The sequence below is a fragment of the Bradyrhizobium sp. UFLA05-108 genome, assembly GCF_059803455.1.
The window spans coordinates 79,867-103,886 of sequence record NZ_JBANAZ010000009.1 but is presented as its reverse complement, the minus strand read 5'-3'; the positions used below and the strand labels follow the sequence as shown (position 1 = coordinate 103,886).

Genomic DNA, 24,020 nt, shown 5'->3' with positions numbered 1-24,020 from the left:
GCGCGACAGCGACGCCATTGTGACCACGCATTCGACGATCGTCAGGGACGACAACTCGGCCACCGAGGCCCTGGCGATCGTCGAGAAATACGAGGCCTTCGTGACCTATCTCTATCCGATCCTGCAGACGAGCCCCCGCAAGCATGGCGTCCTCCGCGACACCGTGCTTGCGGCGCTGTTTGCTCCGATTGGTGGCCTCTATCATGCGGCGAAGTCGCGGCAGGTCTCTCGGCTTTATGCCATTGATGCCGAGTTCGCGACTTTGCGGGCCTATATGCGCTTCCTTGCTCGCGGTGACGTCAAGATCCTGACGCCGCGGCAGCACGCAGCGGCACTGGCGCTCCTCGCACAGCCGGGCGGGATGCTGAATGCCTGGCAGCGGAAGCTCAAGCTACAAGATAACAATCAGAGAAATTCGCGTGGCTCGGCTGCGCGGATGGGGCAGGCGGGGCAATGATGTCGCCGCGCGCTTCGATCCTCGGCGGGTCCTGGTGGAACGAGGGCAACGCGGGCTCGCGCTACGCGAACCTCGACAACTGGGCGGACAACTCGAACGAGAACATCGGCGCCCGCGGCCGCAGTGACCATTCGGTACAATTGCTCGGCATCGACTACGGTGTTGCCGGCAGGCCTGCGCGCGTTGGCGCGAGAGCGTCAACGTTGCGATCGGTATTTCGGGCTTCGGCCGAAAACCGGTGGTCAGCCCGCCTGTCCCGCTTCGGCGAACACACTGCGCGGTCCGGCAGAGCGGGGCGTAGCGGCGATTCCGCAAGGATCTGCCGTCGAGACCCGCGGCCGGCTTTTTACCGGGAATGCAAGCCAATGGCGCGGCGCTACCGCAACCTCATCGGCCGGATAACCTCGCCCCAAAACATGGAAGCCGCGCTTCGGCTGACAGCCCGCAGCAAGCGCCTGACGCCTGGCTATCTCGCATTCAAGGAATTCTCTGCGCTCAACCTCGCAGACCTCGCCCGGGACATGGCCAGAGGGTGTTACGCGCCAGGCGAGCCGCACGAGTTCTACATCCTCGATCCCAAGCGCCGGCTGATCTCGGCCCTACCGTTCCGCGATCGCATCGCGCAGCAGGCGCTCTGCCTGGTGATCGCACCAATCTTTGATACCGCGCTTCTGCCGCGGGCGTTCGCCTGCCGGCCGGGCAAGGGCACGCACGCCGGCGTGATCTGCCTGCAGAGCGACCTTCGGCGTGAGGCAACAGGCGGCGAGCTCTATTTCCTCAAGACCGATTTTTCGCGCTACTTCGCTTCGATCGAGCGCAGTGTGCTGTGGCGGCTGATCGAGGCGAAGATCTCCTGTCGCGCCACGCTTGGCCTGATCGAGGCCATGGTGCCGCGCACCGGCATTGGGCTTCCGATCGGCAGCCTGACTTCGCAGATCTTCGCCAATCTGTACGCCGGCGCCACGCTCGATCGACATCTGCAGCAAGAGCTCGGCGAGCGGCTCTGGTACCGCTACATGGACGATCTCGTCGTGCTCGGTCGCTCGGCCGATCATCTACGGCGCTTGAAAGATGCGATCGAGATCTATGCCGCGCGCGAGCTCGGGCTTCGCTTCTCCAAATGGCAGGTCGCGAACGTCTCCCGCGGCGTCAATTTCCTCGGCTACCGTATCTGGGCCAGCCACAAGCTGCTCCGCCGCGACAGTGTGATCCGCGCGCGGCGCAAGATCGCTGCCTTGCGCGCCCGCGGTGATGACGAGCAGCTGCAGCAATTCCTTGCCGCATGGCTCGGCCATGCCGGCTGGGCCGATAGCGGCAACCTGATCGAAAGCTTCGGGCTGCCGGCGCGATATCCAACGGAGGGGCAGCACTGATGGCCGATCGTTCCAAGATCGAATGGACGGATGCCTCCTGGAATCCGATCCGCGCGCGCAATAGGAAAACCGGCAAGGTCGGCTGGCATTGCGAGCATGCCACGACCGGCTGCGCCGGCTGCTACGCGGAAGGTTTTAACCTGCGCCTTGGCACCGGGCTGCCATTCAAGCCAGGTCACCGCAACGATATTGAGCTTTTCCTCGACGAGAAGATGCTGACGCAACCGCTGCGCTGGAAAAAGCCGCGGATGATCTTCGTCTGCTCGATGACGGATCTGTTCGCCGACTTTGTGCCGGAAGAGTGGATCGACAAGATCTTCGCGGTGATGGCGCTTTCGCCGCAGCATACGTTCCAGGTGCTGACAAAGCGAGCGAAGCGAATGCGGGGCTATGTCTCTGCCGCTGTCGAGACCTTCCATGCGAGCTCCGACTCGATGGACGAATGGTTCGGACCGCTCTGCGTCGAGCTGACAAATTCTCCCTGCGCGGCAGCTGCTTTCGAGCAGGTCGACTGGCCTTTGCCCAATGTCTGGCTCGGTGTCTCGGCCGAGCGACAGCCGGAGACAGATGAGCGCGTTCCACATCTGCAGGCGACACCCGCGGCTGTGCGCTTCGTCTCGATCGAGCCGCTGCTCGGGCATGTCGCGCTGCATGCGCTGAATCTGGCAACGCCAGAGCCCACAGATGCGCTTCGTGGTATGCAGTGCGTGCCAGACGACAGTCCCGAAGGTTCGCATAATAAACCGATCAACAGGCTCAACTGGGTCATCGTAGGCGGCGAATCTGGCCCCGGCGCCCGCCCGATGCACCCGGACTGGGCACGCTCGCTGCGCGATCAATGCGCTGCAGCGGGCGTGCCGTTCTTCTTCAAACAGTGGGGCAACTTTCGGCCTCTAACCGAGGCGGAAAAGGTCTCGGCTTGCGGGGCCACGCTCGTCTACCGCGAGCCGGAGCTTCAGCGTGGTTCGCAGGCCGCAGCCTACATGCTTGGCGTCGGCAAGGCCAAGGCCGGCCGCCTCCTCGACGGCGTCGAGCACAATGGATTTCCAATCAGGGAGACTGGCAATGGCGTTTGAGCGCATAGTGCTGGCTGTCGGCAAGACGAAAGCGCCGGCGGGCCTCAGCATCAGCAAGCACGGCAAGACCATCGTTGCGATCCGCAGCGAGCTGGTGAAACAGGTCGGCTTCAAGGCGAGCGCGACATACAGCGTTTTGCTCGGCACCGAGGACGATGCCGGCAAGCTCCGCATCGTCCACGACAAGGACGGCATTCCGATCGCCTGCGAGCTGAAGCGGACCGGCGCCTTCTTCTTCAATCTTGGCACGGTGCCGGCGATCGGGGTGACGCCACGTAAGCAGCAGCCCACGGATGCGCGCGCGATCGAAGGCGGCGTCGAGATCGATATCCCGGAGGATACCGGTCCGAAGCTCCTTCCGCCCCCGACCCCGAAGAGTGAGGTCGCCGAGCAGGACGCGCCGGCGGACGAGCCCGATGATGAGCGCCCCAGTGATGAGCCGGCGGGTGAGAAAATCGGTGATGTCTGGATCAACCAGGCCGAGGACCAGGAAAGCATCACCTATGCCGGCAAGTCGATCGCGGTTGCCGATCGCGAGGCGCAATTCCTGGCAATCCTGGCGCGGGCGCGGCCGAACGTCGTCGCGATCTCCTTCATCAACGACAAGCTCTGGAACGGCAAACCGCCGGCGACTGCCGGCCTGATGGTCGGCCGCCTGGCTGCCGATCTGAAGCAATCGCTTCCGAGCATCGGTCTGACCGTCAACCTGGTCAAAGGCGCCGGATACCAGCTGAGGAACGCTTGACGCGCCATGACCATGCTCGCCGCCTATGATCGTGCCCGGGTCGCGCTTGCGGAAGCAACGCGCGTCGACCAGGTGCTAGCGCTGCGCGACGAGTTCGCGCACGTCAAGCTCTATGCCCGGCAGATCCAGGACCGGGCGCTGCTGGCGGATGCGACCGAGATCCAGATGCGCACCGAGCGGCGGCTCGGCACGCTGCTTCTGGCGGCAAAGGAAGCAGGCCAGATCGCGGAGGGGCGTCGGCGCAAGGCCGACGACACAATCCGCGTAACGCTGGATGAGGTCGGCGTCGATCGCAAGCTCTCGGCCAAGGCGCAGAAGGCAGCCGGTCTCGCGGAGGATGTGTTCGAGCATCTCTGTATCGCTACCCGCGATCGGATCAAAAGCAGCCGCGCCATCCTGGTTGACCCAATCGACGATGGCGGCGTGATCAACGGCGCGCGCGCCATCATGGGATCGCGTGTCGAGCCGGACGATAGCCTTGACTATTTCCCGACGCCTCCTTGGGCAACACGGGCGCTGATTGAGCGGGTGTTTGCGCATTTGAAGATCGACGCCCAGCGCTATTCCGCCTGGGAGCCGGCCTGCGGCGAGGGGCACATCGCCGAGGTGCTTGAAGAGTATTTTGCCGAGGTCCTCGCCAGCGACATCTTCAAGTACGGCTATGGCGATTTCGGTGATTTCCTGTCCGAGCAGGCATGCGACCAGATGACCGGTGAGACCGACTGGATCATCACCAACCCCCCCTTTGGCGAGAAGGCCGAGGCCTTCGTGCTGCGCGCGATCAGGCAGGCCAACGTCGGCGTTGCGATGTTCATGCGTCTGCAATGGCTGGAGACCGAGGGGCGCTATGAGCGCATCTTTCAGGTCCACCCGCCGACGGTTATCGCCTTCTTCGCCGAACGCGTCAATTGCTGCAAGGGCCGCTGGGAGCCCGAGGGCGGCACAGCGACCGCCTACATCTGGCTCGTCTGGATCAAGGGCCGCCGTCCCCAGGCGCCTTACTGGATCGCGCCTGGCTGCCGCGACGCGCTCACGCGGCCTGACGATGTCGAGAGATTTACCGCCCATCCCGTTCTTAAGCGATCACTGGAGGCCGCATGAAACTGCTCTTTTGCGAGGACTGTCTCGATATCGTCGCGCCGTCCAGGACCGACTTCAAGGTGCGCTGGTGTGATTGCGGTCGGCACGCCCTTTGGTGGGAGAACGGCGCCGCGGGCAAACTCGTGCTGCATGACAAACTGCGCGGGAAGGAGATCCCGGGCAGCATCTATGACGGCTTCCCCCTCGACGGGAAGCCGCGTGCCTGGGTGCTCGGCCTGCATAACGCAATCTTGCAACATGAGCTGAGCGCGGCAGATGCGCGGGCTGTTATCGATGCCGCCGACGGCTTTCTTTTCAAGACGCGCGGCTCGCTCATCATCAAATTCCGACCGCTCGGAACCAGCGACACGCGCTGGAGCTCGAAATTGCCCGAACGGGCGAGCAGCGGACCTCCGCGTCCCAGTGCGCCGCCCAGCCACCGTCCCGCCGGCTAGTTGTAAATCAGACAGGACCAGGCAATGCCGCAACCCAATAGCATGCGGGAATATCTCGAGCGCTTCGAGCGTAACAAACGCATCGAAGGCTTTGGCCTCGATGTCAGCTGCATCGTGCCATGCCCGTTCTGTGCAGCGGCCGACTTCACCAGCTGGAAAGTGCTCGAGGTCGAGAAGGCGATGCAGGCGCCAGTCACCTGCAGGGAGTGCGGGCGATCGGCGAAGGCGATCTTCCAGCGCACACCACTCCGGACCTCGTTTGAGATCGTGCAGACGGCCGGCCCCGATCAGCCGGATTGGCTCGAGCCGAAACTGCGGAGGCTATCCTGATGACCCGTTGCACCGTGAGCGGCGAAGAGCCGACCAATGACGCTTCAGCGCCTGTGCCGAACAGCGCCACGCGCGCCGACGGCCAGCACGTTGACCACTGGACGATGTGTCCAACCGAGATCATGAAGTCCGGCTTCAAACGGCCGGTGCGGCTTTCTTACGTGCATGTCGGTACAGCGGCACCCGCGAGCCTGCGCGACCTGACTGAGGAAGAGCGCGACCGCTATGCCAAGTATGGCTACGTCAAGTTCGAGCCGAATCCAGACCATCCGGAAAAAACAGCCATTACGGGGAGGTTCTGGACCCAGGCAATGCTCGACAAGGTCGGCAAGGGCTGCGGCGTGAAGACCTCGATGCCGCGCCAGATCGCCGAAACCTATGCTGCCAATCCTGGCTATTACGGTTCGACCTTCTGCTGTGGCTGCAACAAGTACCTGCCGGTCGGCGCCCATGGCGAGTTCGTTTGGGACGGCACGGATGAGAGGGTCGGAACATGAGCTACTTGCGCACCCCTGAGCCGACCACCTCGATCGATGATCTGCGGCGCTGGCGCGCCTACCGCTCGATCTCTATGCACCACATGCCTGAAGGATTCAGAGCGAATTGTGCCTGCTGCGATCGGGCTGTGTCGGTCATGCGCGAATTCAACTTCGTCAATGTTCACGTCTGCCTGTCTTGTGATGCGGAAGCGCTTCACAACAACAAGGTTCGCAAGTGATGGCGACCAACCCTCCAGGACATCCCTGCTTTATCTGCGGCGGCAAGCTCGAATGGGAAATCGTGCCACAGCACCGAGAGCCATGGCAGCCGCCGCTCTTTGGTCCGACGGAATACCGGCAGCTGCCGCATGAATGTCCGCCCGGTGCGGCGGAGGCCTATTTCGAACGCATAGTCACTCGCTCGCCGCGCGAGCCGCTGTTCAAGAAGGTGGACACCTGATGGCCGGGGACATCGAAAAGAAGTTCGTGTTCGCGATCTCGCCGGAAGGACAGGGCGACGGTGTGCCGGTGCTGCTGATCGGCCTGCCTCGCGGCGCGTGGCTCCACATGAAAGACGGCAAGACGCACCACCTCGATCTCTCCTCGATCGGCATCCCGGTCAAGTTGATGCTGTTCGGCGCCAAGAGCCACGACGATGCGATGAAAATGTTGAGCGGCACCATCGCGGCGAGCGGGCAGGCTTACGTCGATGAGCGACGTAGTGACTTCTCCATGAAGCCAAAGGAGACCTGCTCGACCTGCACGCATTGCTTGGGGCCGCTCCTGCTCCAGTGCGGCAACAAAGAAAGCGAGTTTTCCGGCAGCCCGGTGCACCCGCTCGGCTGGTGCGAACAATGGAAGAAGGCGGACGAAGCGACCGCGCCAGACTGGCCGCCGCAGGCCTCCGCGATCGGCCGCCCCGATGGTGAGCGGCGGCGCGGCTCGACTGGGCAACTCTTCGAGGTGAAGAACGGCCGCTGGGAGCGCGTGCGGGGAGAGGACGCGTGAGCGACACCATAGAACCGCATCGCTTCCGGCCGCGGCTGTGGCGCGCACGGGACGCCTGGAGCGAGCATGAGGTGCGCCCTTGTGGCCTGCGAGGCAAGCTCGGCTGGGTCTATCACAACGCGATCAAGCGGCTGACGCCGCCAGACATCAGCGATTGCCTGGTGGCGCGGCCGCGGCCCTCGCAGCTCGTGATCTGGGAGCCGATCCTCACCAAGGCGCCGGGCCCGCAACTGGCGCGCCCGCACTGCTGCTACATCAACACGGTGATCTTCTATCACAGCCTCTACGTGGTCAGGCCCTGGCGCAGGATCTGGCGCTGCAACGGGCGCCTGACCCACTCCTCGGGCGGCTTCGAGCAATGGGACCAGCTCGAGACCCGCTTCACCTGGGACGATCGCGTGTCGTTCGCCGGCGACGTCTTCGAGATCCACGGCGGCCGTGTGATCTGGGCCAATGCACCAGGCGAGCCGCGGCGCTGGTGGATGCGCCGCGGCGCGCGGCGGCTGCGGCAGGAACAGCCGGCATGAATATTCGTCGCCGTCCCGCCAATCGGCGCTCGCACGAAACCATCGCGATCGAGCACGAAGGCCAGCGTTACAAGGTTGGTCTTGGTCGCGAGCTGACCTGTGTGGAGCGGGAAATCCTGGGGCCAATCATGGAAGTGTTCTGTAACGCCCAGAAGGTCAACTCGCCGATCGACGTACTGGTCTCGGACGGCGCGATTTTGATGTCGATGCTACTGCAATATGGCTGCCCGCCGGCGGACATCTTTCACGCCATGAAACGGAATCCGGATGGCTCGGCAGCCTCGCCGCTCGGCAGAGCCGCTAGCTATCTCATCGAAACCACCAACCAAGGAGAAGACTAATGCATCCAAGCTTCAAACTGCTCGGCCGCCGCGTTCGCGATGTCGTGACCAACATTGAGGGCGTCTGCGAATCCATTTGTTTCGACCTTTATGGGTGTGTCCAGGCAATTGTTCGGCCCATCGGAGAGGACGAGAAGAGCGGTGGACCCAAGAGCGGCCACTGGTTCGACGTGAAGCGGCTCGTGCCCTCCCAGGCGAACAGCCAGCCGGTGATGCAGATCCCGGATTTCACCAAGCCCGAGATCGGTTGCGCGGACAAGCCAACGCGCTGAAGCGCAATCCGGACGGTTCGTCGGCCTCGCCGCTGGCGCGCCGCCTGTCTCAAGGAGGGTGATCCATGCTGATCAGTTTCTCGGTTTCGGACATGTTGCCCTATATCCGCGCCGGCCTGCGCCAGCGCCGCGGCGAAGATATCGGCGATGCACGTGTCAAGCGTCAGACCATGCGCCGATTGGGCGCGCGCGGCCGAAAACTCCTGGAGTGGGATCCGATCGGGCACTCGATTCCCTACGATCTCCAGCTCTGGTGGAAATCGCGCACGCCTGATCGCGAGCTAATCGGCGATGTCCGCGTCGCGGACGGCGGTGTGCGCGTCTACCAGCTTGAGATCCTGCACAGTGAAGTCGTGCCGCCGAATGGCGAGCGTTACCCGGTTTGCCGGATCAACGGCCCGCGCTGCTGGCGCGCCGGCGACAGTGTGGTGTTCTGGTCGCCCGGCGACACTGCAAACGACTTCTGTGCGGAAGCCCATGCCGACGGCTTCGACAGCCCGGAAGCTTTTCGCGATTTCTTCGTCCCCAACTTTGGCGATCGCTTCGATGCGATCCTTTTCAAATGGTGATAGATCAATGTCTGACCTGCAGATCCCGCTAAACAAGCTGAAATTCGGCCATGAGGATGGCGAGGGCATCAATGCCCGCATTGCTGGCCGCGATGCGCGTATTGCCGAGCTCGCCGCGAACCTGCATGCGCAGGGCCAGATCGAAAACTTGATCGTCAAGGATGCGGGCGGCGGCTTCTATTCCGTCGCCAACGGCAATCGGCGCTTGGCGGCGTTTCGCATGATCTACGGCGAGGGCGCCGACCACCTGGTGAACTGCACGTTGCACGACGTCGACGCGACCCGGGCCTTCGAATACTCGCTCGTCACCGCGATCACGGCCGAGCAGCTACATCCCGTCGACCAGTACGAGGCTTTCGCCAGACTCGAGGAGCGCGGCAAGACGCATGAGGAGATCGCCCAGCAATACGGGATGACGGAAAAGCAGGTGCGCCAGGCGCTCGCGCTCGGGCGCTTGTCGCCGACCATTCGTGATGTATGGCGCAAAGGCGAGATCAAGGCCGAGATCGCGCAGGCGTTCACGTTGGCGGCCGATCATAAGAGCCAGGACAAGCTCTACAAGAAGCTTTCGAAAGAGAACGATCTCGATCGGCACAGCATCCGGGCTGAGCTCGGGGTCAAGCCCAACGAGGATATCGGCGCCCTGGTGAATTTCGTCGGGATCGACTCCTATCGACACCGCGGCGGTCACGTCACCGAGGACCTGTTCAAGGAGCAGCATATCGTCTCCGATGATGTGCTGCTCAAGGCCATGGTCGGCGAGCGCCTGACAAAGGAATGCGATCGGCTAGTCGTTGAGCAGGGTTGGCAATGGGCGGCGATCGAGGATGACCTGCCGAAGTCGTGGCGTAGCTGGCCGACAACGCGCGTCGACGTCACGAAATTCTTTACGCCGGAGGAGGCGGAGCAGGCCAAGCAGCTCTCCAAACGGCACGAGGAGATCGAATGCGCGCAGGATTATGATTGGGAGGCCGAGCGGGCGGCGAGCGACGAGATCGAGCGGCTCGAGGCATCCGTGCTCCCGCGCGCCTTCACCGACAAGCAGAAGGCGAAGCTTGGCTGCATGGTCGCCGTCAATGAGGACGGTGCGCTCGAGATCATGTACGGCATCAGCCGGCCGCCGGCGGCAACGAAGTCGGAAGCCGCGGCGCGGCCGCCGACGGCCGGTGAGGCGCCGGAGATCAAAGCCGCGCCGAAGAAAGCCACCAAGGCCGCCGAGCCCGATCTTTCGCAGGCACTGATCCAGCGCCTCTCGGTTCAATTGACAATCGCGGCCCAGACGGCTCTGGTTCAGGATCAAGATCTCGCGATCTCCGCTCTGCTGGCAGCGCTTGCCTCAAACGCGAACTGCGACGGCATTCGCGCCCACGTCTCCGGTCTCGGCGCATCAAAGCTTGATCTGCTCGGTTCGAAGAAATTCGCTGACAACCTTGATCTCGCCAAGGCCCTGAAGCCTGCCGAGCGTATCGCACTGCTCGCGCTTGTCGCCGGCGCGGCGCTCGATTTCCAGCGTTTCTCCAGCAATGACGACAACCTCCTGAAGGGCAATACCGGCCTGATTTGCGATGCCATCAAGCCGGAGGCGATGAATGCGGCTCTTCGCGGCGCGTTCGACGCCAAGGATTATTTCGCCAGCGTGCCCAAGGCGCTGTGTCTGGCGGCCATCAAGGAAGCCGTCGGCGCCGATGCTGCGCGTCAGCAAGAAGGCAAGAAGGGGCAGGAGATCGCGGCATTTGCGATCGCCAACGTCCCCGCAACCGGGTGGCTGCCGCCGCCGCTCCGCACCAAGGGCTATGATGGGCCACCTCTGAAGGCGAAGAAGCCGGATACGCCTGCGAAGGGCAAGTCGGCGGCAAAGAAGGCGGCGCCGGCGAAGAAGGCAAGCCCTGCCAAGGCGGCAAAGAAAGCCTCGGCGAAAAAGAAGCGCTAAGCGGAACACGGGGCTGGGCCGGGACAGATCATGAGCGGGGAATTGCACGAGGGCGTGGTGGCGTTTCAGCCGATCGCGCTCGGCCGTGAGGTCATCATGCTCGGCCGCGTCCAGGTCGGCGAGATCATGCCGGCGCAAGGCGCGCGTGCCAGAGCCTGCTTCCGCCTTCGGTTGCCCGATGCGAGTGCCAGCCTCGCTTGGTGGCCGGCCGTTGACATCATGGACGCGCGGCGGCTCGCCGCGATCAAGATCAACGATTGGTTGAACGCGGCCGGCGTTGTGCCGGCGGGGGGAGTGACATGAGCCCATACCAAGTAGCAGGCGGACTGATGCTGACCGTCGCTTTTCTCGCAGTTCTGTTCTGGGCATTCGGTGAGCCCGGTCGCGCGCGACCCACTCCAGCTCAACTCTACGGCTGCACCGTCGAGCAAGAAGCGCCTAATGGAGAATGCCGGTGACCGACGCTCCTGCTCAAGATGCGAACATCTACGAACCGAGGCCATCGCTGGAAACGAGGATTAGGGCGGAAACGCGCGCTCCGCTGATCAAGATCGCTGCCGCCTGCCACACCAAGAAGCGGCAGTTCGATCGTAACGATGAAACACGAATGCCCGCCGCCGAGGCTCGAAGGCTAGTCCGCGCCGCCTTTGATGTGCTCCACAACATCGGGGACATGGCGCATAAAGCCGCGGAGGCCCTTCGCTTGGAGCCCGCAAGCAGGGAGCCGCGAAATGGCAATTAGAGTCCGCGGCGACGGAACAATGTGGTGCGCCGCGAAAACGCAGCCGATGGACGGCGACACGTACATTGATGATGGCCTGCACTATGAAATGAGCGTTATCAATGGCGTGCTAGTCTCTCTCCCGCTTCCTGAGCACAACGACAACCCGCAATGGTGGTGGGCGTCTGCAGCTCCAGTCGGCGCAGACATGACGTTCGCTCGCGCTCCGGCAGGACGGGAAGCGCCGACCGACGACAATGACCAGATGGTCAAGATCGAGAAATTGATCGCTGACCTACAGTCGATCAAAGATCGTTTCGGCAATACCTGCGTCTATATCCGTCGTGGCGGCCTGTCATGGGGCGCCGTCGCTCTCAACCGGCGCGATGACGACAAAAAGCATGGGGTATTTGACCTGCAAACTCAGCATGACAGAGACATGCTGGCGCGCGCCGAACAGGTCGAACGACTGACCGCAGCTCGAAACCAAGCCGAGCAGGAGAACGCTCGGCTTGTCTCGCAGGTCGAGAAGTGGAGAGCGGCCGAAAATGAGCTGTCGGACGCGTATATTCGCCTGCGGCAATTAATTCCTGGGGCGCTCAACACTCCCGATGGCCCCAGTTGCAAGCAGGTCTGGGAGCTAACGGAAATCGCTCTTAGACGGCTTGTCAATCTGATCGACGAAGCCACCAAGGACAAGGCGCGCCTGTCGAAACACGGATCGAGGCCGTAGAAAATGACGCGGCCCAATCCCTACCTCATTGAAGGTCCGGCAATGATCTCGTTCAGCGGTGGCCGCACGTCGGCCTATATGTTGCACGAAATCTTGCGGGCCCATGATGGGAAACTCCCGTCCGACTTCCAAGTAGTTTTCGCCAATACCGGCAAAGAGCGAGAGGAAACACTGCGCTTCGTCCACGAATGCGCCTCGCGCTGGGGATGTCGAGTCAACTGGGTCGAATATCGAGACAATGACGCCGGCTTCGAACTCGTCGAATACAACTTGGCAAGCCGGCTCGGTGAGCCATTCCAGGCGATGATCGATCGCAAGAAGCGCCTCCCGAACTGGAAAGAGCGCTGGTGTACAGACCGCCTCAAGGTCCAGCCGATGACGGATTTTGCTGCGTCACTCGGCCTTGTACCCGGCCATTATGCTGAGGTGATCGGGCTTCGCTATGACGAGGGGCTCAGAATCTTCAAGGGAATGGAGAACGCTGAGAAGCGCGGTCGGAAATGCATTTACCCTCTGTCTAAGGCAAAGGTTGTCAAGGCTGGCATCAAGGCATTCTGGCGCGAGCAGCCGTTCGACCTTGGCCTGGAGCCATGGGAAGGCAACTGCGACCTGTGTTTCCTGAAGGGGCGCGCCATCAAAAAGCGGATCATCCGGAGCGACCCATCGCGAGCCGCGTGGTGGATCGCCAACGAGAGCGAGCACAAGGGCAAACAGGAGCGTGGTTGGTTCGATAAGCGGGACAGCATCGCTGGCCTCCTCGAGGAGGTTCGGCGCACACCTGGGTTTTTCGATGATGCCGACGATTTAGAATTCGACGCCGAATGCGGCCTGACGTGCGCTTCGGAGGGCCGCCAATGAAGCCGCCCGGCAAGACCAATCTCGCGCGCATGCAGCAGTCCGCGATCGAGGAGATGGAGCGCATCCAGATTGTCCAGGACTTCTGGGTGAGGGATGGCGCGCGGAAGGAACCTGACCCGGGTCAGGTCTGCAAGCGAGACGACTTCGCCGGTATCGTCCGGCTGATCGATCTGATCCAGAGCGATCGCATCATCCTCGATCGACTCGAGGAGGCGAAGAAGCGTGGCACGGCAGCCCGCACCGCGGCCGTACCGGCTGATGATGTCGAGGTCGAGCCGGAATGAGCATGCTTGAGCACGCGCTCACCTATGCCGCCCGCGGCTGGCCGATTTTCCCTTGTCATCCCAAATCCAAGCAGCCGCTGGTCAAGGGCGACGTCGAGGGTGAGGGCGGGCTGAAGCTGGCAACCACCGACGAGGCACAAATTCGCGCCTGGTGGCAGCGCTGGCCGCAGGCCATGATTGGCTTGCCAACCGGTGCGCCGATCGGCGCGTTCATCGTCGATGTCGACGCTGGCGAGGACAAGACGACAGGCGAGGTCTTCGAGGCGGCCGCGCTGCAGCTCAACCTCGAGCGCGCGATCGGCGAGCAGTTGCCGTCGACCAGGTTCGCTCGGACGCCGCGCGGCGGCGTGCACCTGTATTTTCAGCTGCCCGATGAGGCCGAGATCGGTAATCGCGCCAACCTGCTCGGCAAGGGCTCACGAATCGATATCCGCGGCGACGGCGGCTACGTCATTGCGCCGCCCTCGGTGCGCAATGACGGCGTGGCGTATGCCTGGGGCGACGAGCAGCTCGACGTGGCGTCCGCGCCTGGTGCGCTTGTCGACCTGATCCTGCGCCGCGGTGTCTTCGAGGAGAAGCCGTCGGCATCCGGCATCGGCGCGCGTGCGGCCGCCGGCGTGAAGCCGCCACCAGGCAAGGGCGAGGCCTCGATCGCGGCCGGTGATGATGCGGTCCGAAAATACGGCCTCTCGGCCCTCGATGCCGAGCTGCAGGGCGTGCGGACGGCCGGGCAGGGCGGTCGCAATGATGCTCTCAACATCGCCGCCCTGAAGCTGGCGCAGCTCGTCGCCGCCGGCGCGCTCAATGAGAGCTTCGTTCGCGCCGCGCTCGAGAACGCAGCCGCCGATTGCGGGCTGATCAAGGACGATGGTCTGCGCGCGGTTCGCGCCACGATCGAGAGCGGATTCCGCAAGGGCCGATCGCAACCGCGCGACCTTAACGAGATCCGCCGCGCCGCGGCGGATCGCCAAAGCCGGTCGCGCGGCCAGGCAAAAGGCGCGCGCGTGACTCGCGATGACGGCCGCAGGGAGGATGCCGACGCGGCCGACCGCATATCCTCTGCCGGCCACTCCTCCTTCCCCGGCGATGCGCCGCCGCCCGACGATTTCAATCCTCCCGATTCGTCCGCCGCCCCCGCGCCCCCGCAGGAGTCGAATGGCAAGCCAAGGTCCCAAACGGGAGCTGTGGCGTCATCGCCCGGCGGCCGGGGTGCGGGGGGCGAGCCTCCGAAGCCGGCGGCGGAGACCGACGAGGCGCGCAACATGCGCTTAGGCTTCTTTCCGCTGACCGACCTTGGCAACGCCGAGCGTTTCCGCGAGCGATACAAAGAGCGGCTGCTGTGGTGCCCGGCGATCGGGTGGTTATCGTGGGACGGTCGCCGCTGGAGCCGCGAGGGCGCCGAAGAGCTCGTCAAGATCGCTGAGCACGATACCGTGCGGTCGATCCAGGATGAGGCCGAGACGATCCGCGAGAGCGGCTGCAAGGATGATCCGGACCCGCCGCGGGGCGCACGCGACTTCGTCTTCAAGGAAGATCGCGAGGGCAACAAGACGCTCTATTCCGACAAGGTCGCGGCATGGGGTCGCAGCTCGGAGGCGGTCAACAAGTTAGGGGCGCTGTCCAAGCGCGGCGCGCCGTACTTCGCTGTCTCGATCGACAAGCTCGACGCGGACAAGATGAAGATCAACGTCCGCAACGGCACGCTGGTGATCGCGAAGCGCGATGAGGGCGACTATGTCGAGTTCCGGCCGCATGATCCGGCCGACATGATCACCAAGTTGGCGCCGGTCGATTATGATCCGGCATCCGCGCGCGCCGTGTTCGATACTTTCCTCGAGCGCGTGCAGCCGCGGCCGGAGATGCGGGCCTTTCTGCAGCAGTGGCTCGGTGTCTCTCTCACCGGCGTCACCGAGCAACTGCTCGCGTTTCTCTATGGCAAGGGATCGAACGGCAAGTCCGTCCTGATGGATGCCGTCTCCTATGTCGCCGGCGACTATGGCGAGACCGTTCCGATCGAAACCTTCCTTGATCATGGCAAATCGCGCGGGGCCGGCCAGGCGACGCCGGATCTCGCCATACTGCCGGGCGTGCGCATGCTTCGCACGTCCGAGCCAGAGAAGGGCGCGAAGCTCGCCGAAGCGCTGGTCAAGTTGGTGACCGGCGGCGAGCCGATCCAGGCGCGGCACCTCAACCGCGACTTCTTCAAGTTCTATCCGCAGTTCAAACTGACGATGAGCGGAAACTACCGGCCGACGATCTCCGGCACTGATGAGGGCATCTGGCGCCGCGTGCGCCTCGTGCCCTTCAGCGTCACCATTCCGAAGGAAGATCGCGACATCCACCTCGGCGACAAACTGCGCGGCGAGGCCTCCGGCATTCTCAACTGGCTTCTCGACGGTCTGCGGATCTGGCTCGACAAGGGCCTGCAGGAGCCTGAGGAGGTCGTGCAGGCCACGGCAGAGTATAGGGCGGCCTCCGATCCGCTCGGCCGCTTCTTGGCCGCCTGCGTCAGCGACAGCCTCGGCGATCGCGTGCAGTCGTCAGTGCTGCATCAAGTCTACGAGGCATGGTGCAAGGCCTCCGGCGAGAACGCCTGGAAGAACCGCGGCCTATCTCTCGCCATGAGCGAGCGAGGCTACAAGAGCAAGCAATCCAACGTGATGTGGTGGCTCGACATTAAGCTCACGAAGGGCGTGAACGACTTCGTCGACCATGAAGGCAACCCGCTGCGCATGCGCGATGACGGCGAAAAGGAGACCATAGATGCGGCCGAGATCGAAATCTGATCCTCCCAACCTCCCAATTTTGGGAGGAATTGATTCGCGATAAGCCGTTGAGTTTTCAGCGTTTGGGAGTTTGAGGGAATTTCGGGAGCTTGTTTCCATACGTTACATGCGCGCCGCGTGCGCGCGCGCAGGCACACATATTACATCTGGAAATAAGCTCCCAATCCTCCCAACCTCCCAAATGGGTTTCTAAGGCATTGGTCTTCAATGCCAATTCGAGATGGGAAGATTGTTTTGGGGCCTTAGGCAAGCTCCCAACCATCCTCCCGGAGAAACTGTTCCTACTGAGTACAGTTTCCGAAGACGAACCGCCGATCGGCGGATGACCAGCAAATCGAGGGGAGATCGAGATTGTTGGAGCGAACGAATGAAGTTGCCGGATGCGTTCTCGCCGGAGGTCCTGGCGGAGCTATTGTCTGCCGATGCGCGTGCCGAGATGGCGCGGCCCTACTCGCCGATCGATCCGCGAGTGATGGAGCTAGTGCTGGGCAGGGAGCCGAAATGGTACGTCGTCGAGGTCAGATCGCGCGAGGCGGAGGCCGAACTCGCGAAGCGGCGCTTCGGCATCTATGTGCCGGCATACCAGGAGACCACCGTTATCCGCGGCCGCAAGGTCGAACGTTGGATCCCGCTGGTCAGTGGATACGTGTTTGTACTGTTCTGGGAGAGTGATGCCAATTGGCAGCGCCTTGCGCATACATTCGGCGTGATCTCAATTCTTGGTTGGATTGAGGATGAAGAGGTCGACAAGCTCCGTTATCAGGAAAGCTGCGAGAGTCTGACGGCGGCTGCGCGTGAGGAATTGAAGCAGGATCTGCTGCGCAAGGTACATCGATCATCGCGGCGCAGCCGCCGTAGGTCGCGCAAGGCTCATCGGAAGAAGCCAGTTGACACAACTCCATGATCAGCTTGACTCGTTGAGGTAGAATCAGCCATTCGCAAAACACTGCAAAGCCTCTCTCCTCGAGCTCCCGTAAGGTGTGTGCTCGGATAGTTGGTGGACCGAAGCGAAAAGCGCGCTTCATCAATCCCTCACTGCGTATCGAGCCCCGTGGCCGAAAAGGCACGGGGGCTTTTGTTTACGAGGATAGGATGGCTCGGATTCCGACATTGATGCCGCTAATACCCAAGGGCGATGGGCGCACCGTCCAGCCGGCGCCAAAGAGCGCCGATCCGCACTATCAGTCGGAGGCGCATCGTCAGTGGCGTGAGCAGGTCCTGCGTCGTGCGGGTTATCGTTGCGAATGGGTTGAGCGGGGTGTCCGCTGCGAGAAGGCCGCACCTCAGCATCGCATGTTCGCCGACCACAAGGATGAACTGTCGGACGGCGGTGACAAGTTCGATCCCGACAACGGCGAGTGTCTGTGCGGGGCTCATCACACGAAGAAGACGATGCAGGCGCGCGCGCGCAGATTTCGCGGACCCCTGGGGGGGTAGAAATCCCTGGAGCCTTAAGGGCGGCAACCGCGCAAATACCCAGTCAGGGATTTTTTTCTCGATGGACCAAATTTTCGACTTGTTCGGTGACCCGGTGCCGGCCAATTGGGGCCAGCGCGGTCGCCCCGAGCACATCCCGACCCAGCAAAACCGGAATCGCGTCAGCATGTTAGTCGCGCTCGGTTGGAGCAATCCGCGGATTGCCGCTGCGATGTTCGTCACGCTGCCGACTTTGCGGAAGCATTATTTTTCTGAGCTGAAATTCCGCGAGGTCGCTCGTGACCGGCTTGATGCCAACATTGCGATGAAGCTCTGGGATGGCGTGATGGCCGGCAACGTTACAGCCATCCGCGAGTTCCAGGCGTTCAAGGATCGCAACGACCGCATGGAGGTCGAGCGCACCATGGGCGAGATGCCGGCCAGGGATAGTGCGGCCGCGCAGAAGCCGATCGGCAAGAAGATCGTCGACCGGCAATTGGCGATGGATGCCGATGCGGATCTGACGGCTGAACTGGAGCAGGAAGCGAATGGCGCCGTCCACTGACCGGATGCCGCGCTTCGCGTGTCCGGACTGGTGGGAGAAAATCAAGGCCCGCCAAACGCCGATGGCAAGCGTACCGGTCAATGAGAAGAGGGCGGCGAAGGCGCTTGCGTTCTTTAACCGCCTGAAGCTTCCCGACGTCGCTGGCACGCCGCCGTTGTCGGAGGCCTGCGGCGATTGGTTTCGTGACGTCCTAGTCGCCTTCCTCGCAAGCGAGGATCCAGAGACGAAGCGACGACTCGTCTGGGAGCTGCTGTGCATGGTCCCGAAGAAGAACTCGAAGACGACCTATGTCGCCGCGCTCGGGCTCACCGCGCTGTTCATGGAGGAAGCGCCGAACCGGCAAATGCTGATCGTGGCGCCGAGCCAGAACATCTCGGACCGCTGCTTCGACCAGGCGCAGGGCATGATCCGGTTGGACAGCCGGCTCGACAAGATCTTCAAGGTGCAGGATCACCTGAAATGCATTACGAGGCGTAAGACCGAGACGCAGCTCGAGGTCAAGACCTTCGATACTTCGATCATGACCGGAGAAATCCCGGTACTCACGATCATCGACGAGCTGCACGAGCTCGGCAAGAAAGCGAAGGCCGCGGCCGTCATGCAGCAGATCCGCGGTGGCGGCATCACCATGCAGGGCGGCCAGGTCCTGATGATCACGACGCAGTCCGATGAGCAACCGGCCGGCATCTGGAAGACCGAACTAACCAAGGCGCGAAACATTCGCGACGGGAAGGGCGGCCCCGCTCCGATCTTGCTGCCGGTGCTATATGAATTCCCGATTGATCTGCAGCGCGATGAGAAGTACTGGCGCGACCAGCGCAACTGGCCGCTGCTTCTGCCGAACCTCGGTAAGTCTATCGATCCGGAGCGCCTGATCGAGGACTATCAGAACAACGGCAAGGTCAACAAAGAGGCCGAGACCATCTGGGTCTCGCAGCACCTCAACATCGAGATCGGGACCGGGCTCAAGATTGATGGATGGGCCGGCGCCGAGTTCTGGGCCAGAGGCGAGGATGCCGCCTTGACCCTTCAGGACATCCTTGATCGCTGCGACGTCGTGGTTGTCGGACTTGACGGGGGCGGCCTCGACGACCTTTACGGCGCCAACGTCCTCGGCCGCGAGCGCGATACGCGAGATTGGTTATCCTGGTCTCATGCCTGGGCGCATGCGTCAGTATGGGAGAGACGTCAGTCGATCGCTACGCGGCTAACCGACCTCGAGGGCGAGGGCGAACTCACCAAGGTCGAGCATGCCGGCGAGGATACGGCCGCGATCGTTGAGCTGATCGCAGACATCAAGAGCCGAGGTCTCCTCGGCGGCGTTTCGGTCGACCCGGCCGGGCTTGGCGAGCTTGTTGAAGCGCTGGTTGCAATCGAGGTCACCGTCGAGAACAAACTGCTGGTCGGCGCGCCGCAAGGCTTCGGCATGATGAATGCCATCAAGACAGCGGAGCGAAAGCTCGAGAACGGCTCGCTTCGCCACGCGCCATCCGCCCTGATGGACTGGTGCGTAGGCAACGTCAGGATCGAGCCGACCGCGACCGCGATCCGCGCCACAAAGCAGAACGCGGGCGACGCCAAGATCGACCCATGGGCGGCGCTGATGAACTCGGTTGCGCTGATGGTGCGCAATCCGGCGGCGACCGGCAACTCGGGCTGGAATACCGACGATATCGACGGCCTGATGGCGAAGATCGACGCCGCAACCGAGGCCATGACCGCAGGAGATCCCGATCATGGCAGGCAGATGGTCCACGGCGTTGCGCGGTCTGCGTAAGGTAGTCGCCGCGGCACTGCGCCGCGCGCCGCACGTTATCCTCGACGCGTTCGGCTTCGCCGGCGCCGTTTTGATCGCCTATGGCGCCTGGCTGATCTATGTGCCGGCCGGTTTTCTGACCGGCGGCGCGCTGCTCCTGGTGCTTTCCATGTTGTTTGGCCGCAAGCTCGAGTCGAAGGGGGCGGACGCTCGATGAGCCTGTTTGGTTCGCTCGCGCGTGATTTCAAGAGCGCCGATGGTCTCAGCTGGGGCGAGATCAACTCGCTCTGGGCGGGCCTGCTCGGCGGCGGCTATCAGTCGAGGTCAGGCGTTGCTGTCGGTTGGAAGACCGCGCTGCGTGTCTCGACCTTTCTGGCCTGCACACGCCGCATTGCCGAGGCGGTCTCGACAGTACCGACGAAGCTCTACGTCAAACGCCGCGGGCAATCCCGGCAGGAGGCCGTCGACCATCCGATCTATGACCTCCTCGATTCCGAGCCGAACGAGTGGCAGGATCCGCTGCAGTTCAAGGAGACGCTGGCGGTCCACTGCGCTGTCACCAACAACGCCTATGCGTTCAAGAACAAGGTACGGGGCAAGCTCGTCGAGTTGATCCCGATCGTCCCGACCCATGTGCAGCCGAAGTGGTCGCCCGATCGCGTCCCGTACTACATCGTCACGGCGCCTGACGGTTCGCAGGAGACGTTCACGACCGACGAGATCCTGCACATCCGCGGGCTCTCCTGGGACGGTCTCAACGGGCTTGACGCGGTTCAGCTGTTGCAGGAGCCGCTCGGCCTCGCGCTCGCCGCCGAGCAGACCCACGCGATGCTGCATGCGCACGGCGCGCGCCCCTCCGGCATCGTGTCCGTGACGAAGAACTTGGACGAGAAGGAGCTCGTCCGTCTCGCTGCCTGGGTGAAGAAGCACTATACGGGACTCGACAACGTCTCGCGCGTGATGATCCTCGACAATGACGCAAAGTTTACGCCCTTCGACATGAAGGGCGTTGATGCCGAGCACATCGCACTGCGCAAGTTCGAGATCGAAGGCATCTGCCACGGCATGGGCGTGCTGCCGATCGCGATCGGCTATCCGGCCGAGATGGCGGCGCGCGCAGCGGCAGAGACGCTGATCTCGATGCACCTGGTGCACACGATCCGGCCCTGGCATCGCCGCTTCGAGCATGCCTTCGATCGCCAACTGCTCACGCGCAAGGAGCGCAGCAGCGCGAGCGCGGAGAAGTACTACACCAAGTTCATCGATGGCGAATTCCTACGCGCGACGGCCAAGGACCGCGCCGAGTACAACAAGGTGGCGCTCGGCGGTGGCGGCAATGTCGGCTGGGCGCGCGTCAACGATGTCCGCGGTTGGGACGACATGGACGAGATCGAGGGTGGCGATCACATCTACGCGCCGATCAATGCCGGCCCGATCGGGCCGGATGGCGTGCCGATCACACCGCAGGCAAAGCCAGCCACCCCGGAACCGAAGTAGAGGCCCCGATGTCCGAGAACATGTTCATCAACGGCACCTTTGTGAAGGCCAACGCGAGCTTCACGCCATCGGCTGCGTCGTATACCGCAGGCAACATCATCGACACGGCGAAGGAATTCGTGTTCGGGGATCGCCAGGGCCGGCTCGTTCCGCCCGGTTCACTCGTCCGAATCCTGAGCGCGGTGATGAAGGTTGACGCCGGCGCGCTGATTTCCGGGGAGGGCGCTTACACGGTGCACACCTACAGCATCACCCCGCCGAGCGCGCGCGCCAACAACAGCGCCTGGGCGCGCGCATCAGGCGATCTGCCATCCTATCGCGGCTCGCTGGCGCTGGGCACGCCTGTGGCCGCCGGCGGCACCTGTTACATCAAGACCCAATTCACTGATGTGCAGGATTTCGAACTCGCCGGCAACAGCCTCTTCCTCGAGCTAATCAACGCCGGCACCTTCACCGCCGCTGCCGTGGCGCGGCAGGTCTGGCTCTACGGCTTCCTGGTCTGATCAGTGGCGACGAATCCCAATACCGCGAGGCGGATGCTGCTCGGTCCCCTTGGGGGAGCGCCAGAGTACATCACCGTGAACGGTGTTCTTGCCCGCTTACTATTTGGTGCGGACGGTCAGCCGCTTCAGGGAGTGGACGGTCAATTTCTCTATGGGGTGGCGTGATGGGGCGCTTGGTATTGGCGAGCGATCTGTTCAAGGTCAACGCGCTCGACTGGATTTCTGCGCTCCAAGATAAGCAGGCGTTCCGTGCGGGGACCGCGACTTTCGATTTTGGTGCAATCTTGCAGCAAATCCACGACGCGGCTCCCGCAAGTGGTTGGTCCGTAGAGATACCGGATGGTGTTGGTCTATTCACGACGTTTCCGGTTTTCACGAAGCCGATGCGGCTTGTTGGCGCCGGACGTGAGCGGACGTCGTTTCAGACGGCGTCGACCACGGGCACGCTGATTACCACGAGTGCCGCCATAGATGTTCGAGACATTCAATTCAAGTGCACGGCTTCGCTCGCGTCTATCGCATCAACTCGCGGTGTCTTGGTTACTGGAGGCTACGAGCCTTCGTTCTACAGATGCGACTTCATTGATCTGAATATCGGGATTGAGCTGACGGCAGCGTGGCGTTTCGAGGCTGCCTTCTGCCGCTTTTGGGACTTCATCACCAACGGCATTAAGATTGCCAACGTCGGCAGTCCTGACACGGGCGATCATATCATTCACGGCTGTGAGTTCGCTAACGGCCAGTCGCAGACGCTGCACGCTGAGGCAGCTATCAAATGGCTGTCCAGCGGTGGCTTGAAGGTCATCGGCAACAAGAACCTTGCCTCGAATTATTTCCTTTTGATGGACCCGACCGGCATTTCAACGTCGGACATCATCGTCGAAGGCAACTCAATCGAGGGCTATTATCTTGGCGGCGTCCGAGCGTTGCGCTCTGGCGGCACCGGCAGTCTGAACAGCATCATCGTTAACGGCAATCAGTTCGCGGGAGCCTCTACGGCGAAAGTCATTTCGTTCGGGCCCGGCATAACCAATGTGGTCGTCGCGGGTAACGACACGAACGGCGGTCAGTATGGCGTCTATTTCGAGGACAGCTACACAGGCAAGGGGGCTGTCGGAAAAAACAACTGGACTGATGTCAACACGTTGGTCAGAGAGCCCGACCTCGGAGCGAACGTTTCGATTGAGGCGCAAGCGTACACGGGAGCTACGCAAGTCATCTGGAGCGGCCGAAGAGATGCAGGTTCGCCCCGACCTCTACTTGACCAGCGGGACTCTGTCAGTCTGGAGTCCTATCTTAGCTCCAATGTGATGCCGGACTGGCTTTACAAAATCTACGTGGCCAACAACCGCGCGGCGTTCATAGAAGCGTTCTTTACGGGCATCCAGAACGGACAGGGAGGTGCCGGCCTATCGGCGCGTCTCGGCGTCTACAACAACGGTTCCATTCAGACGGCGTATGAAAACGGCACCGGCGCGGTGATCTACAACAGCGCGAGCGCGCCAATAACGTTCCAAACGTCGGGCGCTGTTGTTGGAACGAGCAACAATGACGAAGACGGAATTGCGATTGGCATTCGCGGGTCCGCTTCTCAGCGATTGCAAGGCACGTTTGAGATTGGCGTAAAGGGCGGCTGGAAGCTAAGACGGCTTTCAAAAATCAACATCCGCACCACCGGTTACACTTGGGTGCTCAGTGCTAACGGCACTTCTGAGTACTACCTGACCGGGCCAAGCGGTAATCCGGGCTTTCTGTTTCCCGGCGCCATCAATCGCGCGCTGAGCTCTACCAACTACACCGCCATGACGCGAGGAACGCCGGGCTCCCTAGCGGCTGACCGTTGGGGGTTCGCTGATAACGACGGGCTCGGCTATTCTACGGTCTACGTCCGATTGTCGGATAGCAGTAACCCGAACGCAGCATCTGACGGTTGGCTGTACGCTTACGTTTAGCGGGCCGTTCACTCCCTCAGGGGGTGCGGACGTTGCGCGGTTTCTTCTTGCTGGTGCGAACTCGCCGCGCGAGCTCGTTCTCGACGGCCTCTCGGATGAACTGGGACATGCCGCGGTCGCCGACGAGCGCACGGATGCGGTCACGGGTCTCCTCGGAGAGCCGGACGATCGTCGGTTGAACGCCTAGGGAGGGTCTGCCCATTCTGGACTCGCTCATAGGACCTCACGGTTAAAATTGCGTAATCGCGTTAACCCTGCGCTTAGCATTTCGACTCGATAAACGATATCTTTATTGAGGCCATAAAAG

General features: G+C 62.4%; 31 protein-coding genes. 30 read left to right on the top strand and 1 reads right to left on the bottom strand.

The genetic code is table 11. From position 1 onward, the window contains the following. Window positions 1–19: 19 nt before the first annotated feature. The 30 genes from avd to SO140_RS09130 all read left to right on the top strand — a co-directional run bounded on the left by avd (window position 20) and on the right by SO140_RS09130 (window position 23,713). Window positions 20–457: a diversity-generating retroelement protein Avd gene (gene avd, locus SO140_RS09275; RefSeq protein ID WP_498542496.1), complete on the top strand. Its 438-nt coding sequence runs from the start codon at window positions 20–22 to the stop codon at window positions 455–457. A 365-nt stretch (window positions 458–822) separates the two neighbouring features. Continuing rightward, window positions 823–1,830 carry a reverse transcriptase domain-containing protein gene (locus SO140_RS09270; RefSeq protein ID WP_498542495.1) on the top strand — a complete coding sequence of 336 codons (1,008 nt, stop codon included), beginning with the start codon at window positions 823–825 and terminating at the stop codon, window positions 1,828–1,830. After that, window positions 1,830–2,906 (top strand): DUF5131 family protein, encoded by a 1,077-nt coding sequence (locus tag SO140_RS09265; protein WP_498542494.1) that lies wholly within the window; start codon window positions 1,830–1,832, stop codon window positions 2,904–2,906. The genes SO140_RS09270 and SO140_RS09265 overlap by 1 nt, the downstream gene beginning before the upstream one ends. Further along, complete coding sequence (locus SO140_RS09260; protein ID WP_498542493.1) at window positions 2,896–3,651, top strand: hypothetical protein; 756 nt, start codon at window positions 2,896–2,898, stop codon at window positions 3,649–3,651. Before SO140_RS09265 ends, SO140_RS09260 begins: the two co-directional genes overlap by 11 nt. A gap of 6 nt (window positions 3,652–3,657) precedes the next feature. Further along, window positions 3,658–4,752, top strand: a complete 1,095-nt coding sequence (locus SO140_RS09255) for a hypothetical protein (RefSeq protein ID WP_498542492.1) — start codon at window positions 3,658–3,660, stop codon at window positions 4,750–4,752. Further along, window positions 4,749–5,186, top strand: coding sequence for a hypothetical protein (locus SO140_RS09250; protein WP_498542491.1), 438 nt, complete (start codon window positions 4,749–4,751; stop codon window positions 5,184–5,186). The genes SO140_RS09255 and SO140_RS09250 overlap by 4 nt, the downstream gene beginning before the upstream one ends. Before the next feature lie 24 nt (window positions 5,187–5,210). After that, window positions 5,211–5,516, top strand: coding sequence for a hypothetical protein (locus SO140_RS09245; protein WP_498542490.1), 306 nt, complete (start codon window positions 5,211–5,213; stop codon window positions 5,514–5,516). After that, on the top strand, window positions 5,516–6,013 hold the full coding sequence (locus SO140_RS09240) for a hypothetical protein (protein WP_498542489.1): 498 nt from the start codon (window positions 5,516–5,518) through the stop codon (window positions 6,011–6,013). The genes SO140_RS09245 and SO140_RS09240 overlap by 1 nt, the downstream gene beginning before the upstream one ends. Beyond that, window positions 6,010–6,234, top strand: coding sequence for a hypothetical protein (locus SO140_RS09235; protein ID WP_498542488.1), 225 nt, complete (start codon window positions 6,010–6,012; stop codon window positions 6,232–6,234). The genes SO140_RS09240 and SO140_RS09235 overlap by 4 nt, the downstream gene beginning before the upstream one ends. Next, window positions 6,234–6,455 carry a hypothetical protein gene (locus tag SO140_RS09230; RefSeq protein WP_498542487.1) on the top strand — a complete coding sequence of 74 codons (222 nt, stop codon included), beginning with the start codon at window positions 6,234–6,236 and terminating at the stop codon, window positions 6,453–6,455. The genes SO140_RS09235 and SO140_RS09230 overlap by 1 nt, the downstream gene beginning before the upstream one ends. Beyond that, complete coding sequence (locus SO140_RS09225) at window positions 6,455–7,003, top strand: hypothetical protein (protein ID WP_498542486.1); 549 nt, start codon at window positions 6,455–6,457, stop codon at window positions 7,001–7,003. The genes SO140_RS09230 and SO140_RS09225 overlap by 1 nt, the downstream gene beginning before the upstream one ends. Next, window positions 7,000–7,530 carry a hypothetical protein gene (locus SO140_RS09220; protein WP_498542485.1) on the top strand — a complete coding sequence of 177 codons (531 nt, stop codon included), beginning with the start codon at window positions 7,000–7,002 and terminating at the stop codon, window positions 7,528–7,530. The genes SO140_RS09225 and SO140_RS09220 overlap by 4 nt, the downstream gene beginning before the upstream one ends. Further along, entirely contained in the window at window positions 7,527–7,871 is a 345-nt protein-coding gene (locus SO140_RS09215; RefSeq protein ID WP_498542484.1) for a hypothetical protein, read from the top strand. Before SO140_RS09220 ends, SO140_RS09215 begins: the two co-directional genes overlap by 4 nt. Beyond that, a complete protein-coding gene (locus tag SO140_RS09210) occupies window positions 7,871–8,143 on the top strand; it encodes a hypothetical protein (protein WP_498542483.1) in 273 nt (90 codons plus the stop codon). The genes SO140_RS09215 and SO140_RS09210 overlap by 1 nt, the downstream gene beginning before the upstream one ends. 65 nt (window positions 8,144–8,208) lie before the next feature. Then, window positions 8,209–8,712, top strand: a complete 504-nt coding sequence (locus SO140_RS09205) for a hypothetical protein (protein WP_498542482.1) — start codon at window positions 8,209–8,211, stop codon at window positions 8,710–8,712. A gap of 7 nt (window positions 8,713–8,719) precedes the next feature. Then, window positions 8,720–10,642, top strand: coding sequence for a ParB/RepB/Spo0J family partition protein (locus tag SO140_RS09200; RefSeq protein ID WP_498542481.1), 1,923 nt, complete (start codon window positions 8,720–8,722; stop codon window positions 10,640–10,642). A 30-nt stretch (window positions 10,643–10,672) separates the two neighbouring features. Continuing rightward, entirely contained in the window at window positions 10,673–10,945 is a 273-nt protein-coding gene (locus SO140_RS09195) for a hypothetical protein (RefSeq protein ID WP_498542480.1), read from the top strand. 151 nt (window positions 10,946–11,096) lie between these two features. After that, the gene (locus tag SO140_RS09190) at window positions 11,097–11,384 is read left to right on the top strand and encodes a hypothetical protein (protein ID WP_498542479.1); all 288 of its coding nucleotides are present in this window, start codon (window positions 11,097–11,099) and stop codon (window positions 11,382–11,384) included. Further along, entirely contained in the window at window positions 11,374–12,096 is a 723-nt protein-coding gene (locus SO140_RS09185; RefSeq protein ID WP_498542478.1) for a hypothetical protein, read from the top strand. The genes SO140_RS09190 and SO140_RS09185 overlap by 11 nt, the downstream gene beginning before the upstream one ends. Window positions 12,097–12,099: 3 nt before the next feature. Then, window positions 12,100–12,954, top strand: coding sequence for a phosphoadenosine phosphosulfate reductase domain-containing protein (locus tag SO140_RS09180; RefSeq protein ID WP_498542477.1), 855 nt, complete (start codon window positions 12,100–12,102; stop codon window positions 12,952–12,954). Further along, window positions 12,951–13,238: a hypothetical protein gene (locus SO140_RS09175; RefSeq protein ID WP_498542476.1), complete on the top strand. Its 288-nt coding sequence runs from the start codon at window positions 12,951–12,953 to the stop codon at window positions 13,236–13,238. The genes SO140_RS09180 and SO140_RS09175 overlap by 4 nt, the downstream gene beginning before the upstream one ends. Further along, on the top strand, window positions 13,235–16,024 hold the full coding sequence (locus SO140_RS09170) for a phage/plasmid primase, P4 family (RefSeq protein WP_498542475.1): 2,790 nt from the start codon (window positions 13,235–13,237) through the stop codon (window positions 16,022–16,024). Before SO140_RS09175 ends, SO140_RS09170 begins: the two co-directional genes overlap by 4 nt. 322 nt (window positions 16,025–16,346) lie before the next feature. Next, a complete protein-coding gene (locus SO140_RS09165; protein WP_498542474.1) occupies window positions 16,347–16,928 on the top strand; it encodes a transcription termination/antitermination NusG family protein in 582 nt (193 codons plus the stop codon). A 188-nt stretch (window positions 16,929–17,116) separates the two neighbouring features. After that, the gene (locus SO140_RS09160) at window positions 17,117–17,461 is read left to right on the top strand and encodes an HNH endonuclease signature motif containing protein (RefSeq protein ID WP_498542473.1); all 345 of its coding nucleotides are present in this window, start codon (window positions 17,117–17,119) and stop codon (window positions 17,459–17,461) included. A 61-nt stretch (window positions 17,462–17,522) separates the two neighbouring features. Further along, on the top strand, window positions 17,523–18,005 hold the full coding sequence (locus SO140_RS09155; protein ID WP_498542472.1) for a hypothetical protein: 483 nt from the start codon (window positions 17,523–17,525) through the stop codon (window positions 18,003–18,005). After that, window positions 17,989–19,782, top strand: a complete 1,794-nt coding sequence (locus tag SO140_RS09150) for a terminase large subunit domain-containing protein (RefSeq protein ID WP_498542471.1) — start codon at window positions 17,989–17,991, stop codon at window positions 19,780–19,782. The genes SO140_RS09155 and SO140_RS09150 overlap by 17 nt, the downstream gene beginning before the upstream one ends. After that, window positions 19,742–19,978 carry a hypothetical protein gene (locus SO140_RS09145; protein WP_498542470.1) on the top strand — a complete coding sequence of 79 codons (237 nt, stop codon included), beginning with the start codon at window positions 19,742–19,744 and terminating at the stop codon, window positions 19,976–19,978. Before SO140_RS09150 ends, SO140_RS09145 begins: the two co-directional genes overlap by 41 nt. After that, a complete protein-coding gene (locus SO140_RS09140) occupies window positions 19,975–21,258 on the top strand; it encodes a phage portal protein (RefSeq protein WP_498542469.1) in 1,284 nt (427 codons plus the stop codon). The genes SO140_RS09145 and SO140_RS09140 overlap by 4 nt, the downstream gene beginning before the upstream one ends. A gap of 8 nt (window positions 21,259–21,266) precedes the next feature. Further along, window positions 21,267–21,761, top strand: coding sequence for a hypothetical protein (locus SO140_RS09135; protein WP_498542468.1), 495 nt, complete (start codon window positions 21,267–21,269; stop codon window positions 21,759–21,761). A gap of 164 nt (window positions 21,762–21,925) precedes the next feature. Further along, entirely contained in the window at window positions 21,926–23,713 is a 1,788-nt protein-coding gene (locus tag SO140_RS09130; protein WP_498542467.1) for a hypothetical protein, read from the top strand. A 16-nt stretch (window positions 23,714–23,729) separates the two neighbouring features. Here the strand turns inward: SO140_RS09130 and SO140_RS09125 are convergent, their stop codons facing one another. Then, window positions 23,730–23,915, bottom strand: coding sequence for a hypothetical protein (locus SO140_RS09125; RefSeq protein ID WP_498542466.1), 186 nt, complete (start codon window positions 23,913–23,915; stop codon window positions 23,730–23,732). Between the last annotated feature and the right edge of the window lie 105 nt (window positions 23,916–24,020).

Bases quoted from the DNA above. Each gene is read 5' to 3' on its own strand.
- SO140_RS09270 (WP_498542495.1), top strand. From the start codon at position 823: ATGGCGCGGCGCTACCGCAACCTCATCGGCCGGATAACCTCGCCCCAA.
- SO140_RS09265 (WP_498542494.1), top strand. From the start codon at position 1,830: ATGGCCGATCGTTCCAAGATCGAATGGACGGATGCCTCCTGGAATCCG.
- SO140_RS09260 (WP_498542493.1), top strand. From the start codon at position 2,896: ATGGCGTTTGAGCGCATAGTGCTGGCTGTCGGCAAGACGAAAGCGCCG.
- SO140_RS09255 (WP_498542492.1), top strand. From the start codon at position 3,658: ATGACCATGCTCGCCGCCTATGATCGTGCCCGGGTCGCGCTTGCGGAA.
- SO140_RS09250 (WP_498542491.1), top strand. From the start codon at position 4,749: ATGAAACTGCTCTTTTGCGAGGACTGTCTCGATATCGTCGCGCCGTCC.
- SO140_RS09245 (WP_498542490.1), top strand. From the start codon at position 5,211: ATGCCGCAACCCAATAGCATGCGGGAATATCTCGAGCGCTTCGAGCGT.
- SO140_RS09240 (WP_498542489.1), top strand. From the start codon at position 5,516: ATGACCCGTTGCACCGTGAGCGGCGAAGAGCCGACCAATGACGCTTCA.
- SO140_RS09235 (WP_498542488.1), top strand. From the start codon at position 6,010: ATGAGCTACTTGCGCACCCCTGAGCCGACCACCTCGATCGATGATCTG.
- SO140_RS09230 (WP_498542487.1), top strand. From the start codon at position 6,234: ATGGCGACCAACCCTCCAGGACATCCCTGCTTTATCTGCGGCGGCAAG.
- SO140_RS09225 (WP_498542486.1), top strand. From the start codon at position 6,455: ATGGCCGGGGACATCGAAAAGAAGTTCGTGTTCGCGATCTCGCCGGAA.
- SO140_RS09215 (WP_498542484.1), top strand. From the start codon at position 7,527: ATGAATATTCGTCGCCGTCCCGCCAATCGGCGCTCGCACGAAACCATC.
- SO140_RS09210 (WP_498542483.1), top strand. From the start codon at position 7,871: ATGCATCCAAGCTTCAAACTGCTCGGCCGCCGCGTTCGCGATGTCGTG.
- SO140_RS09205 (WP_498542482.1), top strand. From the start codon at position 8,209: ATGCTGATCAGTTTCTCGGTTTCGGACATGTTGCCCTATATCCGCGCC.
- SO140_RS09200 (WP_498542481.1), top strand. From the start codon at position 8,720: ATGTCTGACCTGCAGATCCCGCTAAACAAGCTGAAATTCGGCCATGAG.
- SO140_RS09195 (WP_498542480.1), top strand. From the start codon at position 10,673: ATGAGCGGGGAATTGCACGAGGGCGTGGTGGCGTTTCAGCCGATCGCG.
- SO140_RS09185 (WP_498542478.1), top strand. From the start codon at position 11,374: ATGGCAATTAGAGTCCGCGGCGACGGAACAATGTGGTGCGCCGCGAAA.
- SO140_RS09180 (WP_498542477.1), top strand. From the start codon at position 12,100: ATGACGCGGCCCAATCCCTACCTCATTGAAGGTCCGGCAATGATCTCG.
- SO140_RS09175 (WP_498542476.1), top strand. From the start codon at position 12,951: ATGAAGCCGCCCGGCAAGACCAATCTCGCGCGCATGCAGCAGTCCGCG.
- SO140_RS09170 (WP_498542475.1), top strand. From the start codon at position 13,235: ATGAGCATGCTTGAGCACGCGCTCACCTATGCCGCCCGCGGCTGGCCG.
- SO140_RS09165 (WP_498542474.1), top strand. From the start codon at position 16,347: ATGACCAGCAAATCGAGGGGAGATCGAGATTGTTGGAGCGAACGAATG.
- SO140_RS09160 (WP_498542473.1), top strand. From the start codon at position 17,117: ATGGCTCGGATTCCGACATTGATGCCGCTAATACCCAAGGGCGATGGG.
- SO140_RS09155 (WP_498542472.1), top strand. From the start codon at position 17,523: ATGGACCAAATTTTCGACTTGTTCGGTGACCCGGTGCCGGCCAATTGG.
- SO140_RS09150 (WP_498542471.1), top strand. From the start codon at position 17,989: ATGGCGCCGTCCACTGACCGGATGCCGCGCTTCGCGTGTCCGGACTGG.
- SO140_RS09145 (WP_498542470.1), top strand. From the start codon at position 19,742: ATGGCAGGCAGATGGTCCACGGCGTTGCGCGGTCTGCGTAAGGTAGTC.
- SO140_RS09140 (WP_498542469.1), top strand. From the start codon at position 19,975: ATGAGCCTGTTTGGTTCGCTCGCGCGTGATTTCAAGAGCGCCGATGGT.
- SO140_RS09135 (WP_498542468.1), top strand. From the start codon at position 21,267: ATGTCCGAGAACATGTTCATCAACGGCACCTTTGTGAAGGCCAACGCG.
- SO140_RS09130 (WP_498542467.1), top strand. From the start codon at position 21,926: ATGGGGCGCTTGGTATTGGCGAGCGATCTGTTCAAGGTCAACGCGCTC.
- SO140_RS09125 (WP_498542466.1), bottom strand. From the start codon at position 23,915: ATGGGCAGACCCTCCCTAGGCGTTCAACCGACGATCGTCCGGCTCTCC.